Below are 22,417 nucleotides of genomic sequence, written 5' to 3'. Positions count from 1 at the left end.
AGCCCTCTTACTCAATAATTTGTGTAACAACACCTGCACCAACAGTTCTACCACCTTCTCTAATAGCAAATCTCATCTGCTCTTCCATAGCTACAGGCACCATTAACTCTATTGTTAATTCTACATTATCTCCAGGCATTACCATCTCTTGTCCTTCCGGTAATCCTACTACTGTCCCTGTTATATCTGCTGTTCTCATATAGAATTGTGGTCTGTATCCTAAGAAGAATGGTGTATGTCTTCCACCTTCCTCTTTGCTAAGCACATATACCTGTGCTTTGAATTTCTTATGTGGAGTTATTGTTCCAGGTTTTGCCAATACCTGTCCTCTTTCTACTTCATCCTTTGTTATACCTCTTAATAATACCCCTATGTTATCTCCAGCTACTGCTTCATCCAATATTTTTCTAAACATCTCTATTCCGGTTACTACAGTTTTCTTTTTCTCATCAGAAAGTCCTACTATCTCTACCTCATCACCAACTTTTAAAACACCTCTTTCAACTCTTCCTGTTACAACTGTACCTCTTCCTGTAATAGTAAATACGTCTTCAACAGCCATAAGGAAAGGTTTATCAGTTTCTCTTGGAGGAGTTGGGATATATTCATCCATAGCTTTTAATAACTCTTCAATAGAAGCAACCCATTTAGGGTCATCATTTAAAGCACCAAGTGCTGAACCTCTAATAACAGGAACTTCATCTCCAGGGAATTCATATTTATTTAATAACTCTCTAACTTCAAGTTCAACGAGGTCTAACAATTCAGGGTCATCAACCATATCACATTTATTTAAGAAAACAACGATATAAGGAACATTAACCTGTCTTGCGAGGAGAACGTGTTCTCTTGTTTGAGGCATAGGGCCATCGGCAGCAGAAACAACGAGGATAGCACCATCCATTTGAGCAGCACCGGTAATCATATTTTTAATATAGTCAGCGTGTCCAGGGCAATCAACGTGGGCATAATGTCTTTTTTCAGTTTCATACTCAACGTGGGTTATGTTAATAGTAATACCTCTTTCTCTTTCTTCAGGAGCTTTATCAATATCTCCGTATCCAACGAATTTAGCGAGACCTTTTTTAGATAGAACATAAGTGATAGCAGCGGTTAATGTTGTTTTACCATGGTCAACGTGTCCTATTGTTCCTACGTTTAAATGTTCTTTTCCTCTTACAAATTTTTCCTTTGCCATATATATAACCTCCTTTCTAAATTTTAAGCTGTAGCTTTATTTCTTTGTCCTGCAATTTGTTCTGCAATATTTCTTGGAACTTCTTCATATCTTGCAAATGTCATTACAAATGTTGCTCTTCCTTGTGTTAAAGATCTTAAATCTGTTGCGTATCCAAACATCTCTGCAAGTGGAACTTCTGCTTTTATTGTTTGAGTATTTCCTTTTTTCTCCATACCGAGAATTCTTCCTCTTCTTCTATTTAAATCACCCATTACATCTCCCATATAATCTTCCGGAGTGTCAACTTCTACGGTCATTATTGGTTCTAAAAGAACAGGGTCTGCTTTTTTCATAGCTTCTCTAAATGCCATAGAACCTGCTATTTTAAATGCTATTTCTGAAGAGTCAACTTCGTGGAAAGAACCATCAAATAATGTAGCCCTTACATTTATAACCGGATAACCTGCCACTACACCGGAATTCATAGCTTCCCTTATACCTTCATCTACTGCCGGTATAAATTCTTTTGGAATTACACCACCAACTATTTTATCTACAAATTCATACTCTTTATCAGGAAGTGGTTCTATTTCTATAACAGCATGTCCGTATTGACCTCTACCACCGGACTGTCTGATAAATTTACCTTCTGCAGTAGCTTTTTTCTTGATAGTTTCTTTATAGGCAACTTGAGGTTTACCTACATTAACTTCAAGTTTATATTCTCTTTTCATTCTATCTATTATAATTTCAAGATGTAATTCACCCATTCCGTGTATCAATGTTTGGTTTGTTTCTGGGTCAACAGAAACTTTAAATGTAGGGTCTTCTTTCATAAATTTATTTAATACTTGAGAAAGTTTTTCTTGGTCTGATTTCGTTTTAGGCTCAATAGCCATAGCAATAACAGGCTCAGGGAAATCCATTTTCTCAAGCACAATAGGTCTTTTTTCATCAGAGAGGGTATCTCCTGTAACCGCATCCAATCCAACAGCTGCAGCTATATCCCCTGCATAAACTTCTGTAATTTCTTCTCTTTGGTTAGCATGCATTCTAAGTATTCTACCAACTCTTTGTTTTTGACCTTTATTTGCTATTAATATGGTATCTCCGGCTTTTACCACTCCTGAATAAACTCTAAAATATGTAACCTGACCTGCATAAGGGTCTGCCATAACTTTAAATGCAAGTGCACAGAAAGGCTCTGTATCAAGTGGTTTTCTCTCTTCTTCCTGTCCTGTGTTTGGATTTGTTCCTTTTACAGGAGGTAAGTCTAACGGAGATGGTAAGAAATCTAAAACTGCATCTAATAATGGCTGAATTCCTTTATTTTTGAAAGCTGTTCCGCAAAGCATAGGAACAAGTTCTCTATTTATTGTAGCTTTTCTTAAAGCTTTTTTAAGCTCTTCTACCGTAATTTCCTCTCCACCAAAATATTTATCTATTAAAGCTTCATCAGTTTCTACAATTGCTTCAACCATTTTTTCACGCCATTCTTGAGCTAAATCTACAAGTTCAGCAGGAATTTCCTTTTCACTAAATTTAGCTCCAAGTTCATCACCATCCCAAACAATAGCTTTCATATTAAATAAATCAACAACTCCAATAAAACTATCTTCTGCCCCTATAGGAATTTGGATAGGAACAGGTTTTGCTCCGAGTTTTTTAATTATATCTTCATATACACCAAAGAAATTTGCTCCAACTCTATCCATTTTATTTACAAATGCTATTCTTGGTTTTTGGAATCTATCTGCCCATCTCCAGTTTGCTTCTGATTGAGGTTGAACCCCTTCAACTGAAGCAAATACAAAAACAATACCATCAAGAGCTTTCATTGATCTTACAACTTCCACTCCGAAATCAACGTGCCCAGGAGTATCAATTATATTGAGCTGATATCCTTTCCAATAAGCTGCTGTTGTTGCTGCAGTAATTGTAATTCCTCTTTCTTTTTCCTGTTCCATCCAGTCCATAGTTGCAGCGCCTTCATGAACTTCACCAATTTTGTAAGTTTTACCGGTGTAAAATAAAATTCTTTCAGTTGTTGTAGTTTTTCCTGCATCAATGTGAGCTACAATTCCTATATTTCTTAATTTTTCAATAGGCACTTGCCTTGGCATTTTTTATTTTCCTCCAAACTTTTGATTTATTACCATTTATAATGAGCAAAAGCTTTATTAGCTTCAGCCATTCTATGGGTATCTTCTTTTTTCTTTACTGCATTTCCTTTATTATTGTAGGCATCTAATAATTCATTTGATAATTTTTCTAACATTGTATAATTTCCTTTTCCAGTTCTTGATCTTGCGGCTTCAACAAGCCATCTTAAAGCCAAAGATATTTGTCTTCTTGGTGGAACTTCCATTGGAACCTGATATGTTGAACCACCAACTCTTCTTGGCCTTACTTCTAATTGTGGTTTTATATTTTCTATTGCTTTGTGTAAAGCTGTTAAAGGATCATCTCCTGTTTTTTCTGATAAAATTTTCATTGCTTCATAAACTATTTTTTCTGCTTTTGATTTTTTACCATCTACCATAACTTTATTTATTAATTTATGAACAAGAACATCTTTATAAATTGGGTCTGGCATAATTTCTCTTGGTTTTACCGGTCCTTTTCTTGGCATTTTTTATTACCTCTCCTTAACAGAATTATTTTTTACCTGCTGGTGCTGCACCTGGTTTTGGTCTTTTAGCACCGTATTTTGATCTTGATTGTTTTCTATCTTTTACACCTGCAGCATCAAGAGCACCACGAATAATTTTATATCTTACACCAGGTAAGTCCTTAACCCTTCCACCTCTTACAAGAACTATAGAGTGCTCCTGTAAGTTGTGTCCTATTCCCGGTATGTAACATGTTACTTCATAACCATTTGACAATCTTACCCTTGCCACTTTTCTCAAAGCAGAGTTAGGCTTCTTTGGTGTTGTTGTATAAACACGAACACAAACTCCTCTTTTTTGAGGATTTCCCTCAAGGGCTGGAGCTTTTGATTTCTTTTTTACACTCTCTCTTCCCTTTCTAATAAGCTGATTAATTGTTGGCACTATTATACCTCCTAAATAAACATAGTAAAGCAAAGCTAATATTATAATATATCTTTTTTATGCTGTCAATAAAAAATCTCCCCCAAAAAGGAGGGAGATTTAACAAATTATTTTATTCTTTAAATGCTTCAACTTCCTCTAATACAGCTTTCACATTCATATAATCTTTAACACCTGTTCCTGCAGGAATTATATTACCTATTATAACGTTTTCTTTTAATCCTTGTAATTTATCTTCTTTTCCTTCTACTGATGCATCTGCAAGTACTCTGGTTGTTTCTTGGAATGAAGCCGCAGAAATCCAGCTTCTTGTTGTAAGAGAAGCCTTTGTAATACCAACAAGCACTGGTTCTGCTTTTGGTGGCTTACCACCTTCTTCAAGAATTTTTTGTATCTCTTCTTCAAGGTCAATTTTGTCAACTATCTCATTTAGTAAAAATCTGCTATCTCCTGGGTCTACTATCTTTACTTTTTTGAGCATTTGTCTGATAATTACTTCAAAATGTTTGTCGTTGATTTCAACTCCTTGTAATCTATAAACCATTTGGGCTTCTTTTACTAAGAATGCTGCAAGCTCTTCAGGTCCCATTATTTTTAATATATCATGAGGATTTGGAGAGCCATCTGTAAGTGGGTCTCCGGCTTTAACAACTGCTCCATCTTTTACTATAATAAATCTACCTTTTGCTACTCTGTATTTTTTCTGTTGTCCTGTCTCTTTATTAAATACTACAATTAATGTTCCTTTACTTCTAACTCTTACAGTTCCACTAAACTCAGCTTTTACAGAACCATCATCTGTGAGTTCCTGACCTTCTTTTACTTGTTGACCGTTTTTAACGATAACGAATGTATCCGGATTTATTTTGTATGTTTTAGATTCTCCTGTCTTAGGATTAAATAATATTATTTCATCAGCATCTTCATATATTCTAACTATACCATCAATTTCAGAAACAATAGCTTTATTTTTAGGTTCCCTTGCCTCAAGTAATTCTTCAACCCTTGGAAGACCACCAACAATATCTCTAACTTTTGCTCTTTCTCTTGGTATTTTTACTATTACATCTCCTTCATATACTCTAAAACCTTCTTTTGGTTGTATATATTTATGATAAACTTCCGTTTTTTCTGCTTCAGAACATGTTAAGCATTTATCCCATTTTTCTTCAAGCTGGTCTTTTGTTAATAATATTAAAGAGTTCACAGGTAAATCATATACATAATCTTCTCCATCATCTCCATGGATAACCATTCTTGGTGTATGTAAAGCTGCATCCTTAGGTCTCATAAAGCTAATATCAAGAATTGTTTTACCGGTGATATTATCTCTTTCTTCTCTTAAAGTAACATCTGCGATAACATCCCTAAACTCAACTGTACCGCTTTTTTCAGCAATAATCGGAATACTAAATGGATCCCATTCTGCTAAGATTGTTCCTTCTTTTACTTCTTCACCATCTTTAACTTTTAAGATAGCACCATAAGGAGCCGGAAATCTTTCTAATGGTTTTCCTTCTTTATCTAAGATTATTATTGAACCTTCCCTGTTTATAATTAATTCTTTTCCTTCTCTATCTTTAACTGTTTTAACATTTACTAATTTTACTATTCCATTAACTGATGCTATATGAGCAGTTTGGGCTGCCTGTGCTGTAGCTGCACCACCAATGTGGAATGTTCTCATTGTAAGCTGTGTTCCCGGTTCACCGATAGATTGGGCTGCTATAATTCCTACCGCTTCTCCAATATCTACAAGTTTTCTTTGGGCTAAATCTCTTCCATAACATTTAGCACATACGCCAACTGTTTGTTCGCAGGTAAGCACAGAACGGATTTTAACTTTTTCTATGCCTGCTTTTTCTATTTGTGTGGCTTTCTCTTCTGTAATTTCTTCATTCATAACAACGATAACTTCATTGGTGTAAGGGTCTATTATATCTTCTGCTGCATATCTTCCAATAATTCTATCTCTTAGAGGCACTACAATTTCTCCACCTTCAATAATGGCAGAGACTGTAATTCCTTTCAATGTTCCGCAATCTTCTGCTGTAATTATAACATCTTGAGCTACATCTGCAAGTCTTCTTGTAAGATATCCTGCTACTGCTGTCTTTAAAGCTGTATCTGCAAGACCTTTTCTTGCTCCGTATGTTGATATAAAGTACTCAACAACAGATAGACCTTCTCTAAAGTTAGATATAATAGGAGTTTCTATAAATTCTCCTGAGTGTTTAGCCATAAGACCACGCATACCTGCAAGCTGTCTTATCTGGTCTTTACTACCTCTTGCACCGGAAGATGCCATCATATATACAGGGTTAAATTCTCCTGGATATTTTTTGCCATTTTCAACTCTTTCTGTTTTTTCTATCTCATCAAACATTAATTTAGCAACTTCATTTGTGACTGTTGACCATATATCAATAACTTTGTTATGTCTTTCTCCTCTTGTTATGATACCATCTACATACTGTTGCCATACTTCTTCTGCTTCTTTTATTGCTTTTTGGATAATCTCTGCTTTCTTTTGTGGAACTACTAAATCTGATACAGATATGGATATTCCGGCTTTTGTAGCAAATTTAAACCCAAGTTCTTTTATTCTATCAAGGGTTATTGCGGCTACCTCATTACCATATTTTTCATATATATCCGAGATTAACTTAGATATCTTTTTCTTATTTAAAACTTCATTAACAAAAGGAAATCCTTCAGGCAGAATTTCATTAAATATTAATCTTCCGACTGTTGTTTCTATTATCTTTCTATTTAGCTTAACTTTTATTTTTGCAAGTAAATCTATCTTACCAAGGTCATAGGCAAGTTTTGCTTCATCAGGGTTTGCAAATATTTTTCCTTCTCCTTTTGCTCCTTTTAATTCCTGTGTAATATAGTGAGCTCCGAGAATTATATCTTGAGAAGGCATTGTAACAGGTTTTCCGTGGGCAGGAGAGAGAATATTTTGGGTAGAAAGCATTAATATATATGATTCAAGCTGTGCTTCTACTGATAAAGGAACATGAACTGCCATTTGGTCGCCGTCAAAGTCTGCGTTAAAAGGAGGACAGACGAGAGGATGTAATCTTATAGCTTTTCCTTCTACAAGCTTAGGCTCAAAAGCTTGTATTGACATTCTATGAAGTGTAGGTGCACGGTTTAGTAGAACCGGATGCTGTTTTACAACCTCTTCAAGACATTCCCAAACTTCCGGTTCTTTATTTTCTACCATTCTTTTAGCCATTTTTATAGAAGTAGCATATCCTTTTTCTTCAAGTCTTCTGTAAACGAAAGGTTTAAATAGTTCAAGAGCCATCTGTTTTGGAAGACCACATTCATGCATTTGCATTTCAGGCCCAACAACTATTACCGAACGGCCGGAATAATCAACCCTTTTACCAAGAAGATTTTGTCTAAATCTTCCTTGCTTACCTCTTAATGAATCAGAAAGGGATTTTAAAGGTCTGTTGTTTTGGGTTACTGTTCTTCCTCTTCTTCCGTTATCTATAAGAGCATCAACTGCTTCCTGTAGCATTCTTTTTTCGTTTCTAATAATGATTTCAGGAGCATCAAGGTCTATTAATCTTTTTAATCTGTTATTTCTATTTATAACCCTTCTATATAAATCATTTAAATCAGATGTTGCAAATCTACCACCATCAAGTGGAAGTAAAGGTCTTAAATCAGGTGGTATAACAGGTATAACATCTAAAATCATCCATTCAGGTTTATTTCCGGATTTTAAAAATCCTTCTACAAGTCTTAACCTTCTAACTAATTTTTTAAGTTTTTGTTCAGCAGTTTCTCTCAGTAAGCTGTTTCTTAAATTCTCTTTAAATACTTCAAGAAGTGGTATCTCAGGATTTATCTTTCTAAACTCTTTATAAACTACTTTTAATGCTTCTATTCCGGTTAAGGCTTCTACCTTCTCAGCAATTGATTGATAATCTGTTGCACTTATTACTTTATATTTCTCTAATCCTGAATCTTTTGGGTCTATTACTACATAAAGCTCACCGGTTATTATCGCATCTATCTCTTTGTCAGAGAGTAAATGTCCGTTTAAATTTATTCCGTATTCTGTAAATCTTTTTGCAATATCGGAAACTAATTTTTGATAAGATTTTGGATATTTAATTTTTGTTTCAAGATTTAAATCATCAAACCCTATTGCATAACCATGAATTTCATCTTTTAATTTTTTAGCAAGCATCTCAAGGTCTATACGGGAAAGTAAATCTTTAACTTTTTCAGCACCCATACCATATTCGTACTTTTCTGAGTTTGAATAAATAGCTTCATTTTCTCTAAATTCATCTTCAGAAATAACAGAGATTTTTACGTATTTTGTTAATCCACCTTCAAATAAAGGTAATGTTGAACTGTCTTTTTCAAAAGCTTCCTCTTCCTCTTCTGCTGGATGTTCTATAAGCATATAAGATTCAAAATATACCACTCTTTCTATATCTCTTGAAGATAAATTTAAAAGATTCCCTATTTTAGATGGTGTTGATTTTAAATACCATATATGAACGACCGGAGAAGCAAGCTCTATATGTCCAAATCTTTCTCTTCTTACATCAGAACGGGTAACTTCAACTCCACATCTATCACAAATGGTTCCTTCATACTTTTTCTTTTTATATTTTCCACAGAGACATTCATAATCTTTTATTGGTCCAAATATTCTTGCATCAAATAATCCATCTTTTTCAGGTTTTAATGTTCTGTAATTTAATGTTTCAGGTTTTTTTACTTCTCCATGAGACCAAGAACGGATAACCTCAGGAGAAGCTAAACCAAGTCTAATACTTTCAAATGGCATTAATCCTTTTGCTTTTTCTTCATTAATCAAGGCTTAAACCTCCTTTTTCTTAGCTACTGAATCAACTTGGTCACAGCTTACACCTTCATCGCCATTGTTATGGCATTTTACATCAAGTGCGAGTGCTTTAAGCTCTCTTACAAGAACTTTAAATGATTCAGGAATACCAATATCATAATAATATTTTCCTTTTACAATAGCTTCGTAAGCTCTCTTTCTTCCTTCTATATCGTCAGATTTAACTGTAAGCATTTCTTGAAGTGTGTAAGCTGCACCGTGAGCTTCAAGAGCCCAAACTTCCATCTCTCCAAGTCTTTGTCCACCAAACTGTGCTCTTCCACCAAGAGGTTGTTGTGTGATAAGAGAGTATGGTCCTGTAGAACGGGCATGTATCTTGTCATCAACCATATGTATAAGTTTTAACATATACATATATCCGGCTGTAACTTCAAAATCAAATGGTTCACCGGTTCTTCCATCTATTAACTTCATTTTACCGGTTTCTTTTATACCTACTTCTTTTAACATTTTCTTAATATCTTCTTCCGATGCACTTTCAAATATTGCTGTTTCAATAGGAATTCCTATTTCAGATAAATCTTTTACAACAGCTTTTAAAGAATCATCATCAAGTTCTCTTAAGAATTTTTCAAGCTCTTCAACATTTTCATCTCTTAATTTTTTCAATATTGGGTCTTCTACATCATTTGCTATTTTATAAAACTTTAAAATAGTGTTGATAATATTTTCCCTGTCTGTTATTTTTGCAATTTCTTCCCCGAGCTTTTTACCGAGTAATTTAGCAGCAAGTCCAAGATGAGTTTCTAATATCTGTCCTACGTTCATACGGGAAGGCACACCGAGAGGGTTTAGAACTATATCTACAGGTGTTCCATCTTCCATAAATGGCATATCCTCAACAGGAAGCACAACGGATATAACACCTTTATTACCGTGTCTTCCTGCCATCTTATCACCAACCTGTATCTTTCTTTTTTGGGCAATATAAACCTTAACAAGCTCATTTACACCCGGTTTTAAATCTGCACCTTTTTCTACTTCACCTATCTTTTTCTCATATAGATTTTCCCACAACTCTATCTGCAATTTAGTTTTATCAACAATATCCTGTATCTTTTCTAAAATCTTCTCGTCTTTTATATATAAAGAAGGATTAAGTATGATAAATCTTAAAACTTCTTCAACATTTTCCTCTGTAATTTTTTCCTTAGCTTTGAGAATAACCTGTCCTCTAACTTTTATATCATTTGTTGTTTTTTGACCTATAATAAGCTCTTTTACATAGCTGTCTCTTTTCTCAAGAAGGAATTTTTTCTTATCTTCAAGCTCTTTTTTAAGCTTTTCCTTTTCTTCTTCTATCAGATTTTCTATATATTTATTCTTTTTACCGCTTTTTCCTTCTTTTGGTTTTCTTGCAAAAACCTGAACATCAATCACAACACCTTCTACTCCAACAGGAACCCTTAAGGAAGAGTCTTTTACATCAGCTGCTTTTTCACCAAATATTGCAAGTAATAGTTTTTCTTCCGGTGTAGGTGTTGTTTCTCCTTTTGGTGTTACCTTACCTACAAGTATATCTCCCGGTTTAACATAAGCACCTACTCTTATTATACCGTGTTCATCAAGATTAGCTAATGCTTTTTCTGAAACTCCAGGAATACTTCTTGTAATTTCTTCTGCACCAATTTTAGTTTCTCTGGCTTCTACTTCAAATTCTTCAATATGGATAGATGTAAATACATCATCTTTAACCAATCTTTCCGAAATAACTATAGCATCCTCAAAGTTATAACCTCTCCAAGGCATAAATGCAACAAGAACATTTTTACCTAGAGCCAATTCTCCTTTATACGTAGATGTTCCATCTGCTATTACAGCTCCTTTTTCAACAACATCGCCTTTCTTAACAAGAGGTCTTTGGTTCATACATGTTGCTTGGTTTGAACCTTTGAATTTTTTGAGGGTGTATATATCCATTCCTATATCAAGTGGGTCATTTTCATTAATTTCATCATCATTTACTTTTATAACTATTTTATTTCCATCAACATAATCAACTACACCACCTCTTTTTGCCACAACTGCAGAGCCACTATGTGTAGCCACAATTCTTTCCATACCGGTTCCAACAATTGGATATTCAGTTTTTATAAGAGGGACTGCCTGACGCTGCATGTTAGAACCCATAAGAGCCCTGTTTGCATCATCATGCTCAAGGAAAGGTATTAAAGAAGCAGAAACCGAAACAACCTGTTTTGGAGATATATCCATATAATGTATCTCTTTTGCTTCTACTAATCTTATATCACCGTAAGCCCTTGCAAGAATTCTATCTTTTAAGAAATTACCATTTTCATCAATAGGAGCATTTGCCTGTGCTATTACATATTTTTCCTCATCATAAGCAGTTAGATATTCTATTTCGTTTGTAACTTTTCCATCTACCACTTTTCTATATGGTGAAACAAGAAATCCAAATTCATTAATTTTTGAATAAACAGTCATTGATGAAATAAGACCGATATTTTGACCTTCCGGTGTTTCTATCGGACAAACCCTTCCATAATGGGATGGGTGAACGTCCCTGATTTCAAATTTTGCACTATCTCTTGTTAATCCACCAGGGCCAAGGGCAGATAATCTTCTTTTATGGGTAAGTTCTGAAAGTGGATTTGTCTGATCCATAAATTGTGATAACTGTCCACCTTTTAAAAATTCCAATACAGCATTAGATATATATCTTGGATTAATTAATTCTGATGGTTTTAAATCCGGAGATTCTATATCTACAGTAGCAGACCTATCTTTAAAGGCTTTTTGCATTCTTACTATACCGGTTCTTGCTTGAAATTCAAGAAGTTCCCCAACAGGTCTGACCCTTCTATTTCCAAGATGAGCAATATCATCAACTGTTTTCTTTCCAAGTCTTAATTCAAGTAAATATTTAACGATAGCAACAATATCTGCTAATGATAAAAATCTTGCTTCTTCATCAAGATATTCTCTGACTTTTACTTTTGGAAGATTTATTAATTTTTCTGCTAAATTTTTATCTATCTTGGTTCCGGCAGGTATTTTTTCAGAACCAATTTCTATATCTTCATCAAGGGCAAGAGGAGGATATTTTTCAAAAAGAGTTTCTATATCTTTTGGATAGATTTCTCGTGGTATATTATGAACTTTTGCATTTAATTTAACTCTACCGACTTTTGATAAATCATACTTTTGTATATCAAAGAACATTGTGTTAAATAATTCTCTTGCTCTTCTCATAAATGCCTTAGGATCTAATACAGCAGTATCGGTAGGTCTCATTTTTTTGTATATCTCAATTTGGGCGGCATCTTGAAAACTAAATATAGCATTAATCTTAACTTCATCTTTTTTAAGGGTTTCTACAACAATATTTGAATAAGGAGATTTTCTTATAACAATTGGTTCAATTGCAACAACTTCTTCTACTTTAAATCTTTCATCTTTTAAAAGTTTTAAAAGTTCTGAAACTCCTACTGATTTTTCATGTCTTACAGGAACTTTTACTCCTTTATCTTGTTCTTCTTCTACAACATAAGTTACAAATATTTCTTTATTTTCTAAAGCTTCAATAGAAACCGGTGTTCCTTTCTCATCTATTAGATTTCCTTCTGAAACTGTATATCTTTCTACCACATCATAAAATGCTTTTAATATCTTATAAGCAGTATCAAGTCCAAAAGCCCTGATTAATGTTGTTCCGATAATTTTTCTTCTATCTATCTTTGCATAAAATAATTCTGCATTTGTTGCAAACTCAACTTCAACCCTTGAACCTTTTTCAGGAATTACACTACCTTTATATATTACCCTTGTTATAACGTCTTTTGTTTTATCTTCTTTACCTTCAAAGAATATACCGGAAGACCTGATTAGCTGGCTAACTATAACCCTCTCGCTACCATTTATTATAAAATAAGCAAATTCTGTTAAAAGAGGTATCTCTCCAACATAAACTTTTTGTTTTCTTACTGTTTTAGGTACAATTTCTCCGGTAGTTTTGTCTACCTGATTGACCACAAGCTCAACTAAAATTCTAAGTGGAGCAGCATAAGTTAAACCTTTATATTTACATTCTTCTACAGAATGTTTTTCTTTATAGATTAATACACTTCCGCAATGAGGACATTTAACATCTACGCCGCCAAGCACATCATCCGGTAATTCTTTTCTACATTTTCCACATTCCCAATCACCGATTTCATAACCGATATATCTAATTTCTATTTGTTCATTAGTATCTTTTAGAGGGAAGGAAGTTCTGAATATATTTTCAAGGCCTTTGTTTTCTCTCTGATAAGGATTTTTATGAAATTGGATAAAATCTTCAAATGAATTTTTTTGGACAGATAGAAGGTCAGGAGGTGATATAATTTCTTTTCTTTTTGATAATCTCTTTCTTAAAGGATTATTTGTTAAAGCTTTTATCTTCATTCTACACCACCTTTTATTTCTTATTCAAAATTTAGTATTAAAATGATTAAAGGCAGACCTATCCCTTGGCCTGCCTTTTTTGTTAACAAAATTCTGTTTTACTAAACAAATTGCTAAAATTACTTAATTTCGACAGTAGCACCAGCTTCTTCTAATTTAGCTTTGATTTGGTTAGCTTCATCCTTAGAAACGCCTTCTTTAATTGGTTTTGGTGCTCCATCTACTAAATCTTTAGCTTCTTTTAATCCAAGTCCTGTAATTTCTCTAACAACTTTAATTACATTAATTTTGTTAGCTCCAGGATTTGTGAGTATTACATCAAACTCTGTTTTTTCTTCTGCAGCAGGAGCAGCAGCACCACCAACAGCAGCAGGAGCAGCAGCTACCATAGCAGCAGCAGAAACTCCAAACTCTTCTTCTAACTCTTTTACAAGTTGAGAGAGTTCTAATACAGTCATAGACTTGATAGCTTCCTTGATTTCTTCTCTTGAAATTGTTGCCATACTATTTAAACCTCCTATAAAATTTTATTTAAAAATTAACCTTGTTTCTCTTTTTGCTCTTTTATAGCATTTAAAACCATAACAGTTTTTTGCGGCAGTGCATTAAGCACACGCACAAAGTTTGTAATAGGTGCCTGCATAACTGCAAGAAGCTGAGCAATAAGCTGTTCTTTGCTTGGTAAAGATGCAACAGCTTCTATATCCTTAGCAGTAGCAAATGCACCTTCTACAAGACCTGCTTTAATTTTAGCTTCTTCTTTTCCTTTTAAAAACTCTTTTAATAATTTAGCAGGTGCTACTATATCTCCATAACCAAATATAACAGCAGTTTGCTCTTTGAAGATATCTATTTTATCATAAAGTGGTGTCCCATTGCAAGCCCTATATAAAAGTGTATTTTTTACAACTTTCATCTCTGCATTTTCTTTTTTTAAGGCTTTTCTGAAATCTGCAACCGAGTTTGCATCTATCTTTTTAAAATCAAGGAGTATCACGATAGGAGCTTTTTCTATTTTTTCTTTTAGCTCTTGAACTATCTCTTTCTTCTTTTGTATTGATTTTCTTTCTAAAACAGCCATTTTCGCCTCCTAATTAAGCTACCTTAGCTTCTAAAGATTTTTGAAGCTGAGCAACATCAAGTTTTACAGCCGGACTCATTGTTGTTTTGATTACAGCATTTTTAATATAATTTCCTTTTATACCGGTAGGTTTTGCTTTAATTACAGCATCAACTACAGCAAGAGCGTTTTCTACAAGTTTATTTGTATCAAATGATATTTTTCCAATTGGAACATGTAGATTTCCTGTTTTATCAACTTTAAATTCTACTCTACCTTTTTTAGCTTCCGTTACAGCTCTTTTTATATCTGTTGTTACAGTTCCTACTTTTGGATTTGGCATTAATCCTCTTGGCCCAAGTATTTTACCAAGCTTTGCTACTTTTGGCATCATATCAGGTGTAGCAATAACAACATCAAAATCAATCCAGTTTTCATTGGCTATTTTGTCTATTAGTTCTTCTCCACCTACATAATCTGCACTGGCTTCTTCCGCTTCTTTAATTTTTTCACCTTGTGTTAAAACAAGCACTTTTAACTCTTTTCCAAGCCCATGAGGTAAAACAACAGAGCCTCTTACCATCTGGTCTGCATACTTAGGGTCAACATTAAGTCTAAATATAAGCTCTACTGTTTCATCAAATTTTCTTTGTAAAACATTTTCTACCTGTTTTAATGTTTCTATTGCTTCTGGCAAAGAATATGCTTTATTTTTATCAATCAATTCCAAAGCTTTTAAATATTTTTTTCCTCTTTTTGCCATGGCTTCTTACCCCTTATATCCTTCAATTTCTATTCCCATACTTCTTGCAGTACCGGCAATAATTCTCATTGCAGCTTCAATATCTTCTGTGTTCAGGTCTTTTAGTTTCATTTCTGCGATTTCTCTAAGCTGATTTACAGTTATTTTGCCGACTTTTTGTCTTTTAGGGTCAGATGCAGCTGTTTTGATACCTGCCGCTTCTTTTAGAAGATAAGATGCCGGTGGAGTTTTGAGGACAAAAGTAAAAGACCTATCTGAATAAACAGTGATGATAACCGGAACTAATGTTCCCGGTTTCATATTTGCCGTAGCGGCATTGAAACTTTTAACAAACTCCATAATATTTACACCACGTTGTCCAAGTGCAGGACCAACTGGTGGAGATGGTGATGCTTGTTGAGCCGGAATAAGTAGCTCAACTGTTCCTGTTACTTTCTTTGCCATAAATTACACCTCCTTGAAATTTTTCTCCCGGCTGACTAAATTTTCTCTACTTGGGAGAAATCAAGTTCAACCGGTGTTGCTCTTCCGAAAATATTTATTAAAACAACTAATTTTTCTTTATCAGGGATTACTTCATCAACTACACCTGTAAAGTTCATAAATGGACCTTCTATAACTCTTACATTATCACCTTTTACAAATAATAATTTTTTTGTTTTTGGAGCACCTTTTTGTATCTGTCCGAGAACTTTCATAACATCTTTTTCTTCAAGAGGAACAGGTATTCCACCAGCACTGACAAAACCAATAACATAAGGAGTTTTTCTTACTAAATCTATCAACTCATCTGTTAATTTAGCTTTTATTAAAAGATATCCCGGGAAAACTTTATTTTCTAAAATAATTTTAGCTTCCGTTCTGTTTTCTTTACAACTGATTTTTTGTCCAGGCTTTGAGATTGGGCTATGGGCTACACATGCCTCATCTCCAGGTACGCTTTCTTTTACCCTTACAGTTCCATCTTCTAAAACAAATATTGTTTCTCCTTTTTTACCTTGAACAGGTATTTCTCTATTTGCACCTTTTAAAGATAATCTATATCTTTCTTTTCCAAGAGCTTTTATAACAACTTTTTCTTCTGCCGGAACCAAAACCTCATCAACTAAATCAGAAAGGTTATTTAATTCAAGCATCTTTAATAAATTTTCTTTTGCTCTTATTTCTAAGTTAGATTGGGTATAGAGAGCATACCACTTTTTCTCATCTTTTTCTTCAGGCATCAATTACCTCTCTAATAAAAATGTTATTATTTTTGAAAAAATTATATCTAATCCCCAAAGATAAAGAGAAACAAGTAAGGTAAAAACAATCACTGCTATCGTAGCATTTTTTACAAGCTCCTTAGATGGCCATGTAACTTTTTTTAGCTCTTCTTTAACTTCTATTAAAAAGTTAATACCTTCTTTTATAGACATCATTTTCTCCAAGCGGGGCAGGAAGGACTCGAACCCTCAACCTGCGGATTTGGAGTCCGCTGCTCTGCCAATTGAGCTACTACCCCGACCAAATATTACTTAATCTCTCTGTGTAGAGTATGTTTTTTACAAAATTTACAATATTTTTTTAACTCTAATCTTTCCGGATGTTTTCTTTTATTTTTTGTTGTTGTGTAATTTTTCCTTTTACATTCTGTACATGCTAAGGTTATTATTTCTCTCATTTTTCAGCCCTCTTACTCAATAATTTGTGTAACAACACCTGCACCAACAGTTCTACCACCTTCTCTAATAGCAAATCTCATCTGCTCTTCCATAGCTACAGGCACCATTAACTCTATTGTTAATTCTACATTATCTCCAGGCATTACCATCTCTTGTCCTTCCGGTAATCCTACTACTGTCCCTGTTATATCTGCTGTTCTCATATAAAATTGTGGTCTGTATCCTAAGAAGAATGGTGTATGTCTTCCACCTTCCTCTTTGCTAAGCACATATACCTGTGCTTTGAATTTCTTATGTGGAGTTATTGTTCCAGGTTTTGCCAATACCTGTCCTCTTTCTACTTCATCCTTTGTTATACCTCTTAATAATACCCCTATGTTATCTCCAGCTACTGCTTCATCCAATATTTTTCTAAACATCTCTATTCCGGTTACTACAGTTTTCTTTTTCTCATCAGAAAGTCCTACTATCTCTACCTCATCACCAACTTTTAAAACACCTCTTTCAACTCTTCCTGTTACAACTGTACCTCTTCCTGTAATAGTAAATACGTCTTCAACAGCCATAAGGAAAGGTTTATCAGTTTCTCTTGGAGGAGTTGGGATATATTCATCCATAGCTTTTAATAACTCTTCAATAGAAGCAACCCATTTAGGGTCATCATTTAAAGCACCAAGTGCTGAACCTCTAATAACAGGAACTTCATCTCCAGGGAATTCATATTTATTTAATAACTCTCTAACTTCAAGTTCAACGAGGTCTAACAATTCAGGGTCATCAACCATATCACATTTATTTAAGAAAACAACGATATAAGGAACATTAACCTGTCTGGCAAGAAGAACGTGTTCTCTAGTTTGAGGCATAGGGCCATCAGCAGCAGAAACAACGAGGATAGCACCATCCATTTGAGCAGCACCGGTAATCATATTTTTAATATAGTCAGCGTGTCCAGGGCAATCAACGTGGGCATAATGTCTTTTTTCAGTTTCATACTCAACGTGGGTTATGTTAATAGTAATACCTCTTTCTCTTTCTTCAGGAGCTTTATCAATATCTCCGTATCCAACGAATTTAGCGAGACCTTTTTTAGATAAAACATAAGTGATAGCAGCGGTTAATGTTGTTTTACCATGGTCAACGTGTCCTATTGTTCCTACGTTTAAATGTTCTTTTCCTCTTACAAATTTTTCCTTTGCCATAATTTCCTCCTATGGATATAAATCTATAATATCTTTAATCTTCCGTCTCATCTTTCCATATTTATAATCTTTTAAACTTTAACACTCATATTCTTGCTATTCATAAGCCCAAGACGGGACTTGAACCCGCGACCTCACCCTTACCAAGGGTGTGCTCTGCCGACTGAGCTACCTGGGCATAAAAATATAAAAAGACGCAAAAAGACGAACTTATCCTTTTGCGTCCTTTTTAACGGATAAGAGAGCGGGAGACGGGACTCGAACCCGCGGCCATCTGCTTGGAAGGCAGATGCTCTACCAACTGAGCTACTCCCGCATATATGGAGAGGGTAGGATTCGAACCTACGCAGGCTTGCGCCGGGAGATTTACAGTCTCCTGCCGTTGGCCGCTTGGCTACCTCTCCATCAAAAGCCGGCGGTGGGACTTGAACCCACGACCTGGTGATTACAAATCACCTGCTCTGCCGACTGAGCTACACCGGCCTATTCAAGAACCATTGCAAAATTGCAAATAATATTATATATCCTCTTGCTTATTTTTGTCAATAGTTTTTAACTTTTTTTAACATTTATAAAATGGTCATCATTGAGTGTGTTAAAATATTATAATCTAAAAAATCTTAAAAATAAAGGAGTATAGTTTTGAGTCATCAAGGGATAGTTATTTTAGATTTTGGTTCTCAATATACACAGCTTATAGCAAGAAGAATTAGAGAATTACATATATATAGTGAAATACTGCCGTTTAATGCTTCAGTTGAAGAGATAAAATCCCACAATCCAAAAGGAATAATATTATCCGGTGGTCCTGCTTCTGTTTATGAAAAAGATGCACCTTTTCCGGATAAAAGAATTTTTGACCTTGGGCTTCCGATACTTGGAATATGTTATGGATTACAGCTTATAACCCATATTTTTGGTGGAGAAGTTGTAAAATCGGATAAACATGAGTATGGAAAAGCAGAGATAGATATTTTAGACCACGAAGATTTATTCTATGATTTACCAAATCATATGCATGTATGGATGAGCCACGCAGATAAGGTTATAAAACTACCGGAAGGTTTTGAGGTAATTGCAAGAACATTTAATGCACCTTATGCTGCAATAAGAAATAAAGAAAAGAAAATATGGGGTGTCCAGTTTCATCCGGAAGTATCCCATACTTATCTTGGAAAAGAAATTCTTAAAAATTTTGCCGTAAGGATATGTAGATGTTCTCAAGATTGGACAATGGGCAATTTCTTAATGGAAAAGCAGGTTGAGATAAAAAATTTAGTTGGCAATAAAAAAGCTATATGTGCTTTATCCGGTGGGGTTGATTCTTCAGTAGCAGCAGTTTTAGTGCATAATGCTATAGGAGATAATCTTACCTGTATATTTGTAGATAACGGATTACTTAGAAAAGGAGAAAGGGAGCAGGTAGAAAAAACATTCAGAGATAATTTTCATATTCCTCTTATTGTAGTAGATGCAAAGGATAGATTTTTAAATGCTTTAAAAGGAGTAACAGACCCAGAGCAAAAAAGAAAAATAATAGGAAATCTATTTATAGAGGTATTTGAAGAAGAAGCTAAAAAAATAAAAGATGTTGAGTTCTTAGTTCAGGGAACACTTTATCCGGATGTTATAGAAAGTGTATCTGTAAAAGGACCTTCTGCTGTAATAAAAACCCATCATAATGTAGGCGGATTACCTGAAAGAATGAATTTAAAGCTAATAGAACCACTTAGAGAGTTATTTAAAGATGAAGTGAGGGAGCTTGGTAAAGAGCTTGGATTACCGGAAGAAATAATTTACAGACAGCCATTCCCGGGACCCGGTCTTGCAATCAGAATAATAGGAGAAGTTAATGAAAATGATTTAAATATATTAAGAGAAGCCGATGCAATCGTTGTTGAAGAGATTAAAAAAGCCGGTTTATATAGAGATTTATGGCAATCTTTTGCAGTATTACTTCCTGTATTTACAGTAGGAGTAATGGGAGATTACAGAACTTATGAAAAAGTTATTGCAGTTAGAGCAGTAGAAAGCACAGATGGAATGACAGCAGATTGGGCAAGGCTTCCTTATGATGTTTTAGATATAATAAGCAGAAGAATTATAAATGAGGTGAAAGGCGTAAATAGGGTAGTTTATGATATATCTTCAAAACCACCGGCTACTATTGAGTGGGAGTAAAATTTGAAAAAAATAATCTTAAAAAAAGCCGGTATAGAAAAGATAAAAGCATTAAACCCCTGGATATATAACCAAGAGATAAAAGAGATATCAAAATCCGTAAAAGATGGAGATATTGTAAAAGCATATTCGCCAAACGGAAAATTTCTTGCAATTGGATATATCAACACAAAAAGCAAAATAACTTTTAGAGTTTTATCTTTTGAAGATATAAATATAGATAAAGATTTTTTTTATAAAAATATAGAAGAAGCATATCAAAAAAGATTAAAAAGAATAAAAAATAGCAATGCGTTTAGAATTATCCATTCGGAAGCAGATAATATACCCGGATTAATTGTTGATTATTATAATGGCTATTTATCGGTAGCATTCAATACCCTTGGAATAGAGCAGTTTAGGGATATTATAATAAAAGCATTGATAGATATAATCTCACCAAAAGGTATCTATGAAAAATCAGATGAAAAAGCAAGGGAAAAAGAAGGCTTACAAACAGAGGAAAAAGTTATATATGGAGAAGTTCCGAAGGATATATATATAGAAGAAAATAATATAAAATTTAGGATAAATCTAAAATCAGGACAAAAAACCGGATTTTTTTTAGACCAAAGAAAGAACAGAAAAATAGTATCTGAATATATAGAAAAAGATTTTAAAGTTCTTGATTTATTTTCTAATGTAGGTGGATTTAGTTTATATGCAAAATCAAAAGGAGCATCCCTGATAAAAGCAGTAGATATATCAGAAGAAGCAATAAAACAGATAGATATAAATGCAAAATTAAATAATACCCAAATTCAAGCAATAAAAGCAGATGCTTTTGATTTTTTAAGAGAAGAAAGAAAAAACAAAAATATCTATAATATGATAATCATTGACCCACCGGCATTTGCAAAATCAAAAAATCAAAAAGAAGGAGCATTAAGAGGATTTAAAGATTTAATACTAAATTCTTTAAAAATACTACAGCAAAATGGTTATATAGCAGTTTTTTCCTGCTCCCATCATATAGATTTAGAAGATTTAAAAAATACAGCCTTATCTGCATCGGTAGATACAAAAACAAGGATAGAGATTTTAGAACATCTATTTCAAGATATAGACCATCCTTTTATATTAAATATACCAAACTCTTTATATTTAAAAGGCTTACTTATACAAAAATTATGAAATTAAAAGAGCTTTATGAAAAAGTTATAAATAAATTAAAAGAAGCAGAAATTCCAAATCCACAGCTTGAAGCATTAATAATAATATCAGAAAGTTTAAATATACCAAAATATAAAGTAATAACCGAGCCGGATTTAGATATAATAAATTATCAAGAAGTGTTAAAAGTAGCAGAAAAAAGGGCAAAGAGATATCCTCTTGCTTATCTTATTAATAAAAAAGAGTTTTTCGGGATAACATTTTATATAGAGGAAGGAGTATTAATACCAAGACCGGAAACAGAGATTTTGGTAGAAGAGATTTTAAAAATACTGCCTACGGATAAAGAGATAATAGGTTTGGATATAGGAACCGGTAGCGGGGTAGTATCATTATCACTCTTAAAAAATAGAGAAAATCTACGAATGTATGCAACGGATATATCTGAAAAAGCATTAAAAATAACGGAAAAAAATGCTAAAATATTAAAGCTTTATGATAGAATAAAAATAATAAAATCCAATCTTTTTGAAAATATAGATGAAAAATTTGATTTTATAGTATCTAATCCGCCATATATACCGGAAGAAGAATATGAATATCTTCAAGAAGAAGTAAAAAAAGAACCAAAAGAAGCATTAATTTCTAAAGAAGGAATTTATTTTTACGAAGAAATAATAAAGCAAGCAAAAAATTATTTAAAAGAAGATGGATTTTTAGCTTTTGAGATAGGATACAATCAAGCAGAAAAAGTAAAACAGATTTTAAAATCTTATGGATATGAAGATATAAAGATAATAAAAGATTTGCAAGATATAGAAAGGGTAATAATTGCAAGGAGATGAT

The 22,417-nt window shown here is 33.7% G+C and carries 17 protein-coding genes and 5 tRNA genes; 3 read left to right on the top strand and 19 right to left on the bottom strand.

Annotated elements, in window-relative coordinates; genetic code table 11:
• Positions 1-7: 7 nt before the first annotated feature.
• The 19 genes from tuf (QOR43_RS04205) to QOR43_RS04115 form a co-directional block, all read right to left on the bottom strand.
• Complete coding sequence (gene tuf, locus QOR43_RS04205) at positions 8-1,198, bottom strand: elongation factor Tu (RefSeq protein ID WP_265134306.1); 1,191 nt, start codon at positions 1,196-1,198, stop codon at positions 8-10.
• Between the two features lie 23 nt (positions 1,199-1,221).
• On the bottom strand, positions 1,222-3,303 hold the full coding sequence (gene fusA, locus QOR43_RS04200; RefSeq protein WP_265134307.1) for an elongation factor G: 2,082 nt from the start codon (positions 3,301-3,303) through the stop codon (positions 1,222-1,224).
• A gap of 29 nt (positions 3,304-3,332) precedes the next feature.
• Complete coding sequence (rpsG, locus tag QOR43_RS04195) at positions 3,333-3,812, bottom strand: 30S ribosomal protein S7 (RefSeq protein ID WP_265134308.1); 480 nt, start codon at positions 3,810-3,812, stop codon at positions 3,333-3,335.
• A 25-nt stretch (positions 3,813-3,837) separates the two neighbouring features.
• On the bottom strand, positions 3,838-4,236 hold the full coding sequence (gene rpsL, locus QOR43_RS04190; RefSeq protein ID WP_265134353.1) for a 30S ribosomal protein S12: 399 nt from the start codon (positions 4,234-4,236) through the stop codon (positions 3,838-3,840).
• Positions 4,237-4,348: 112 nt separating this feature from the next.
• Positions 4,349-9,061 (bottom strand): DNA-directed RNA polymerase subunit beta', encoded by a 4,713-nt coding sequence (gene rpoC, locus QOR43_RS04185; RefSeq protein WP_265134354.1) that lies wholly within the window; start codon positions 9,059-9,061, stop codon positions 4,349-4,351.
• 33 nt (positions 9,062-9,094) lie between these two features.
• A complete protein-coding gene (rpoB, locus tag QOR43_RS04180; protein ID WP_265134309.1) occupies positions 9,095-13,549 on the bottom strand; it encodes a DNA-directed RNA polymerase subunit beta in 4,455 nt (1,484 codons plus the stop codon).
• 119 nt (positions 13,550-13,668) lie between these two features.
• A complete protein-coding gene (gene rplL / locus QOR43_RS04175; protein WP_265134310.1) occupies positions 13,669-14,052 on the bottom strand; it encodes a 50S ribosomal protein L7/L12 in 384 nt (127 codons plus the stop codon).
• A 35-nt stretch (positions 14,053-14,087) separates the two neighbouring features.
• Positions 14,088-14,630: a 50S ribosomal protein L10 gene (rplJ, locus tag QOR43_RS04170; protein ID WP_265134311.1), complete on the bottom strand. Its 543-nt coding sequence runs from the start codon at positions 14,628-14,630 to the stop codon at positions 14,088-14,090.
• Between the two features lie 13 nt (positions 14,631-14,643).
• Positions 14,644-15,372 carry a 50S ribosomal protein L1 gene (rplA, locus tag QOR43_RS04165; RefSeq protein ID WP_265134312.1) on the bottom strand — a complete coding sequence of 243 codons (729 nt, stop codon included), beginning with the start codon at positions 15,370-15,372 and terminating at the stop codon, positions 14,644-14,646.
• 6 nt (positions 15,373-15,378) lie between these two features.
• Complete coding sequence (gene rplK / locus QOR43_RS04160) at positions 15,379-15,816, bottom strand: 50S ribosomal protein L11 (protein ID WP_265134313.1); 438 nt, start codon at positions 15,814-15,816, stop codon at positions 15,379-15,381.
• Between the two features lie 35 nt (positions 15,817-15,851).
• Entirely contained in the window at positions 15,852-16,595 is a 744-nt protein-coding gene (gene nusG / locus QOR43_RS04155) for a transcription termination/antitermination protein NusG (RefSeq protein ID WP_265134314.1), read from the bottom strand.
• A 3-nt stretch (positions 16,596-16,598) separates the two neighbouring features.
• Positions 16,599-16,790, bottom strand: a complete 192-nt coding sequence (gene secE / locus QOR43_RS04150) for a preprotein translocase subunit SecE (RefSeq protein ID WP_265134315.1) — start codon at positions 16,788-16,790, stop codon at positions 16,599-16,601.
• A gap of 13 nt (positions 16,791-16,803) precedes the next feature.
• A tRNA-Trp gene (locus QOR43_RS04145) sits at positions 16,804-16,876 on the bottom strand.
• Between the two features lie 9 nt (positions 16,877-16,885).
• Positions 16,886-17,035, bottom strand: coding sequence for a 50S ribosomal protein L33 (gene rpmG, locus QOR43_RS04140; RefSeq protein WP_265134316.1), 150 nt, complete (start codon positions 17,033-17,035; stop codon positions 16,886-16,888).
• 12 nt (positions 17,036-17,047) lie between these two features.
• Positions 17,048-18,238, bottom strand: coding sequence for an elongation factor Tu (gene tuf, locus QOR43_RS04135; protein WP_265134306.1), 1,191 nt, complete (start codon positions 18,236-18,238; stop codon positions 17,048-17,050).
• Positions 18,239-18,343: 105 nt separating this feature from the next.
• A tRNA-Thr gene (locus QOR43_RS04130) sits at positions 18,344-18,416 on the bottom strand.
• 65 nt (positions 18,417-18,481) lie between these two features.
• Positions 18,482-18,554 (bottom strand) — tRNA-Gly (locus tag QOR43_RS04125).
• 5 nt (positions 18,555-18,559) lie between these two features.
• Positions 18,560-18,642, bottom strand: a tRNA-Tyr gene (locus QOR43_RS04120).
• Positions 18,643-18,648: 6 nt separating this feature from the next.
• Positions 18,649-18,721, bottom strand: a tRNA-Thr gene (locus QOR43_RS04115).
• Between the two features lie 159 nt (positions 18,722-18,880).
• Here QOR43_RS04115 and guaA point away from each other — a divergent pair.
• Genes guaA through prmC form a run of 3 tightly spaced genes read left to right on the top strand, consistent with a single transcriptional unit; the run spans position 18,881 to position 22,416 of the window.
• Positions 18,881-20,419 (top strand): glutamine-hydrolyzing GMP synthase, encoded by a 1,539-nt coding sequence (gene guaA, locus QOR43_RS04110; protein ID WP_265134317.1) that lies wholly within the window; start codon positions 18,881-18,883, stop codon positions 20,417-20,419.
• A 3-nt stretch (positions 20,420-20,422) separates the two neighbouring features.
• The gene (locus QOR43_RS04105) at positions 20,423-21,592 is read left to right on the top strand and encodes a class I SAM-dependent rRNA methyltransferase (RefSeq protein WP_265134318.1); all 1,170 of its coding nucleotides are present in this window, start codon (positions 20,423-20,425) and stop codon (positions 21,590-21,592) included.
• Complete coding sequence (prmC, locus tag QOR43_RS04100; protein ID WP_265134319.1) at positions 21,589-22,416, top strand: peptide chain release factor N(5)-glutamine methyltransferase; 828 nt, start codon at positions 21,589-21,591, stop codon at positions 22,414-22,416. Before QOR43_RS04105 ends, prmC begins: the two co-directional genes overlap by 4 nt.
• Position 22,417 lies beyond the last annotated feature (1 nt).

Origin of the sequence: Venenivibrio stagnispumantis, from assembly GCF_900182795.1 — a bacterium.
GTDB lineage: Bacteria > Aquificota > Aquificia > Aquificales > Hydrogenothermaceae > Venenivibrio > Venenivibrio stagnispumantis.
This window is presented reverse-complemented; position numbering and strand designations above follow the sequence as displayed.

Bases quoted from the DNA above. Each gene is read 5' to 3' on its own strand.
- tuf (WP_265134306.1), bottom strand. From the start codon at position 1,198: ATGGCAAAGGAAAAATTTGTAAGAGGAAAAGAACATTTAAACGTAGGA.
- fusA (WP_265134307.1), bottom strand. From the start codon at position 3,303: ATGCCAAGGCAAGTGCCTATTGAAAAATTAAGAAATATAGGAATTGTA.
- rpsG (WP_265134308.1), bottom strand. From the start codon at position 3,812: ATGCCAAGAAAAGGACCGGTAAAACCAAGAGAAATTATGCCAGACCCA.
- rpoC (WP_265134354.1), bottom strand. From the start codon at position 9,061: ATGCCATTTGAAAGTATTAGACTTGGTTTAGCTTCTCCTGAGGTTATC.
- rpoB (WP_265134309.1), bottom strand. From the start codon at position 13,549: ATGAAGATAAAAGCTTTAACAAATAATCCTTTAAGAAAGAGATTATCA.
- rplL (WP_265134310.1), bottom strand. From the start codon at position 14,052: ATGGCAACAATTTCAAGAGAAGAAATCAAGGAAGCTATCAAGTCTATG.
- rplJ (WP_265134311.1), bottom strand. From the start codon at position 14,630: ATGGCTGTTTTAGAAAGAAAATCAATACAAAAGAAGAAAGAGATAGTT.
- rplA (WP_265134312.1), bottom strand. From the start codon at position 15,372: ATGGCAAAAAGAGGAAAAAAATATTTAAAAGCTTTGGAATTGATTGAT.
- rplK (WP_265134313.1), bottom strand. From the start codon at position 15,816: ATGGCAAAGAAAGTAACAGGAACAGTTGAGCTACTTATTCCGGCTCAA.
- nusG (WP_265134314.1), bottom strand. From the start codon at position 16,595: ATGCCTGAAGAAAAAGATGAGAAAAAGTGGTATGCTCTCTATACCCAA.
- secE (WP_265134315.1), bottom strand. From the start codon at position 16,790: ATGTCTATAAAAGAAGGTATTAACTTTTTAATAGAAGTTAAAGAAGAG.
- rpmG (WP_265134316.1), bottom strand. From the start codon at position 17,035: ATGAGAGAAATAATAACCTTAGCATGTACAGAATGTAAAAGGAAAAAT.
- tuf (WP_265134306.1), bottom strand. From the start codon at position 18,238: ATGGCAAAGGAAAAATTTGTAAGAGGAAAAGAACATTTAAACGTAGGA.
- prmC (WP_265134319.1), top strand. From the start codon at position 21,589: ATGAAATTAAAAGAGCTTTATGAAAAAGTTATAAATAAATTAAAAGAA.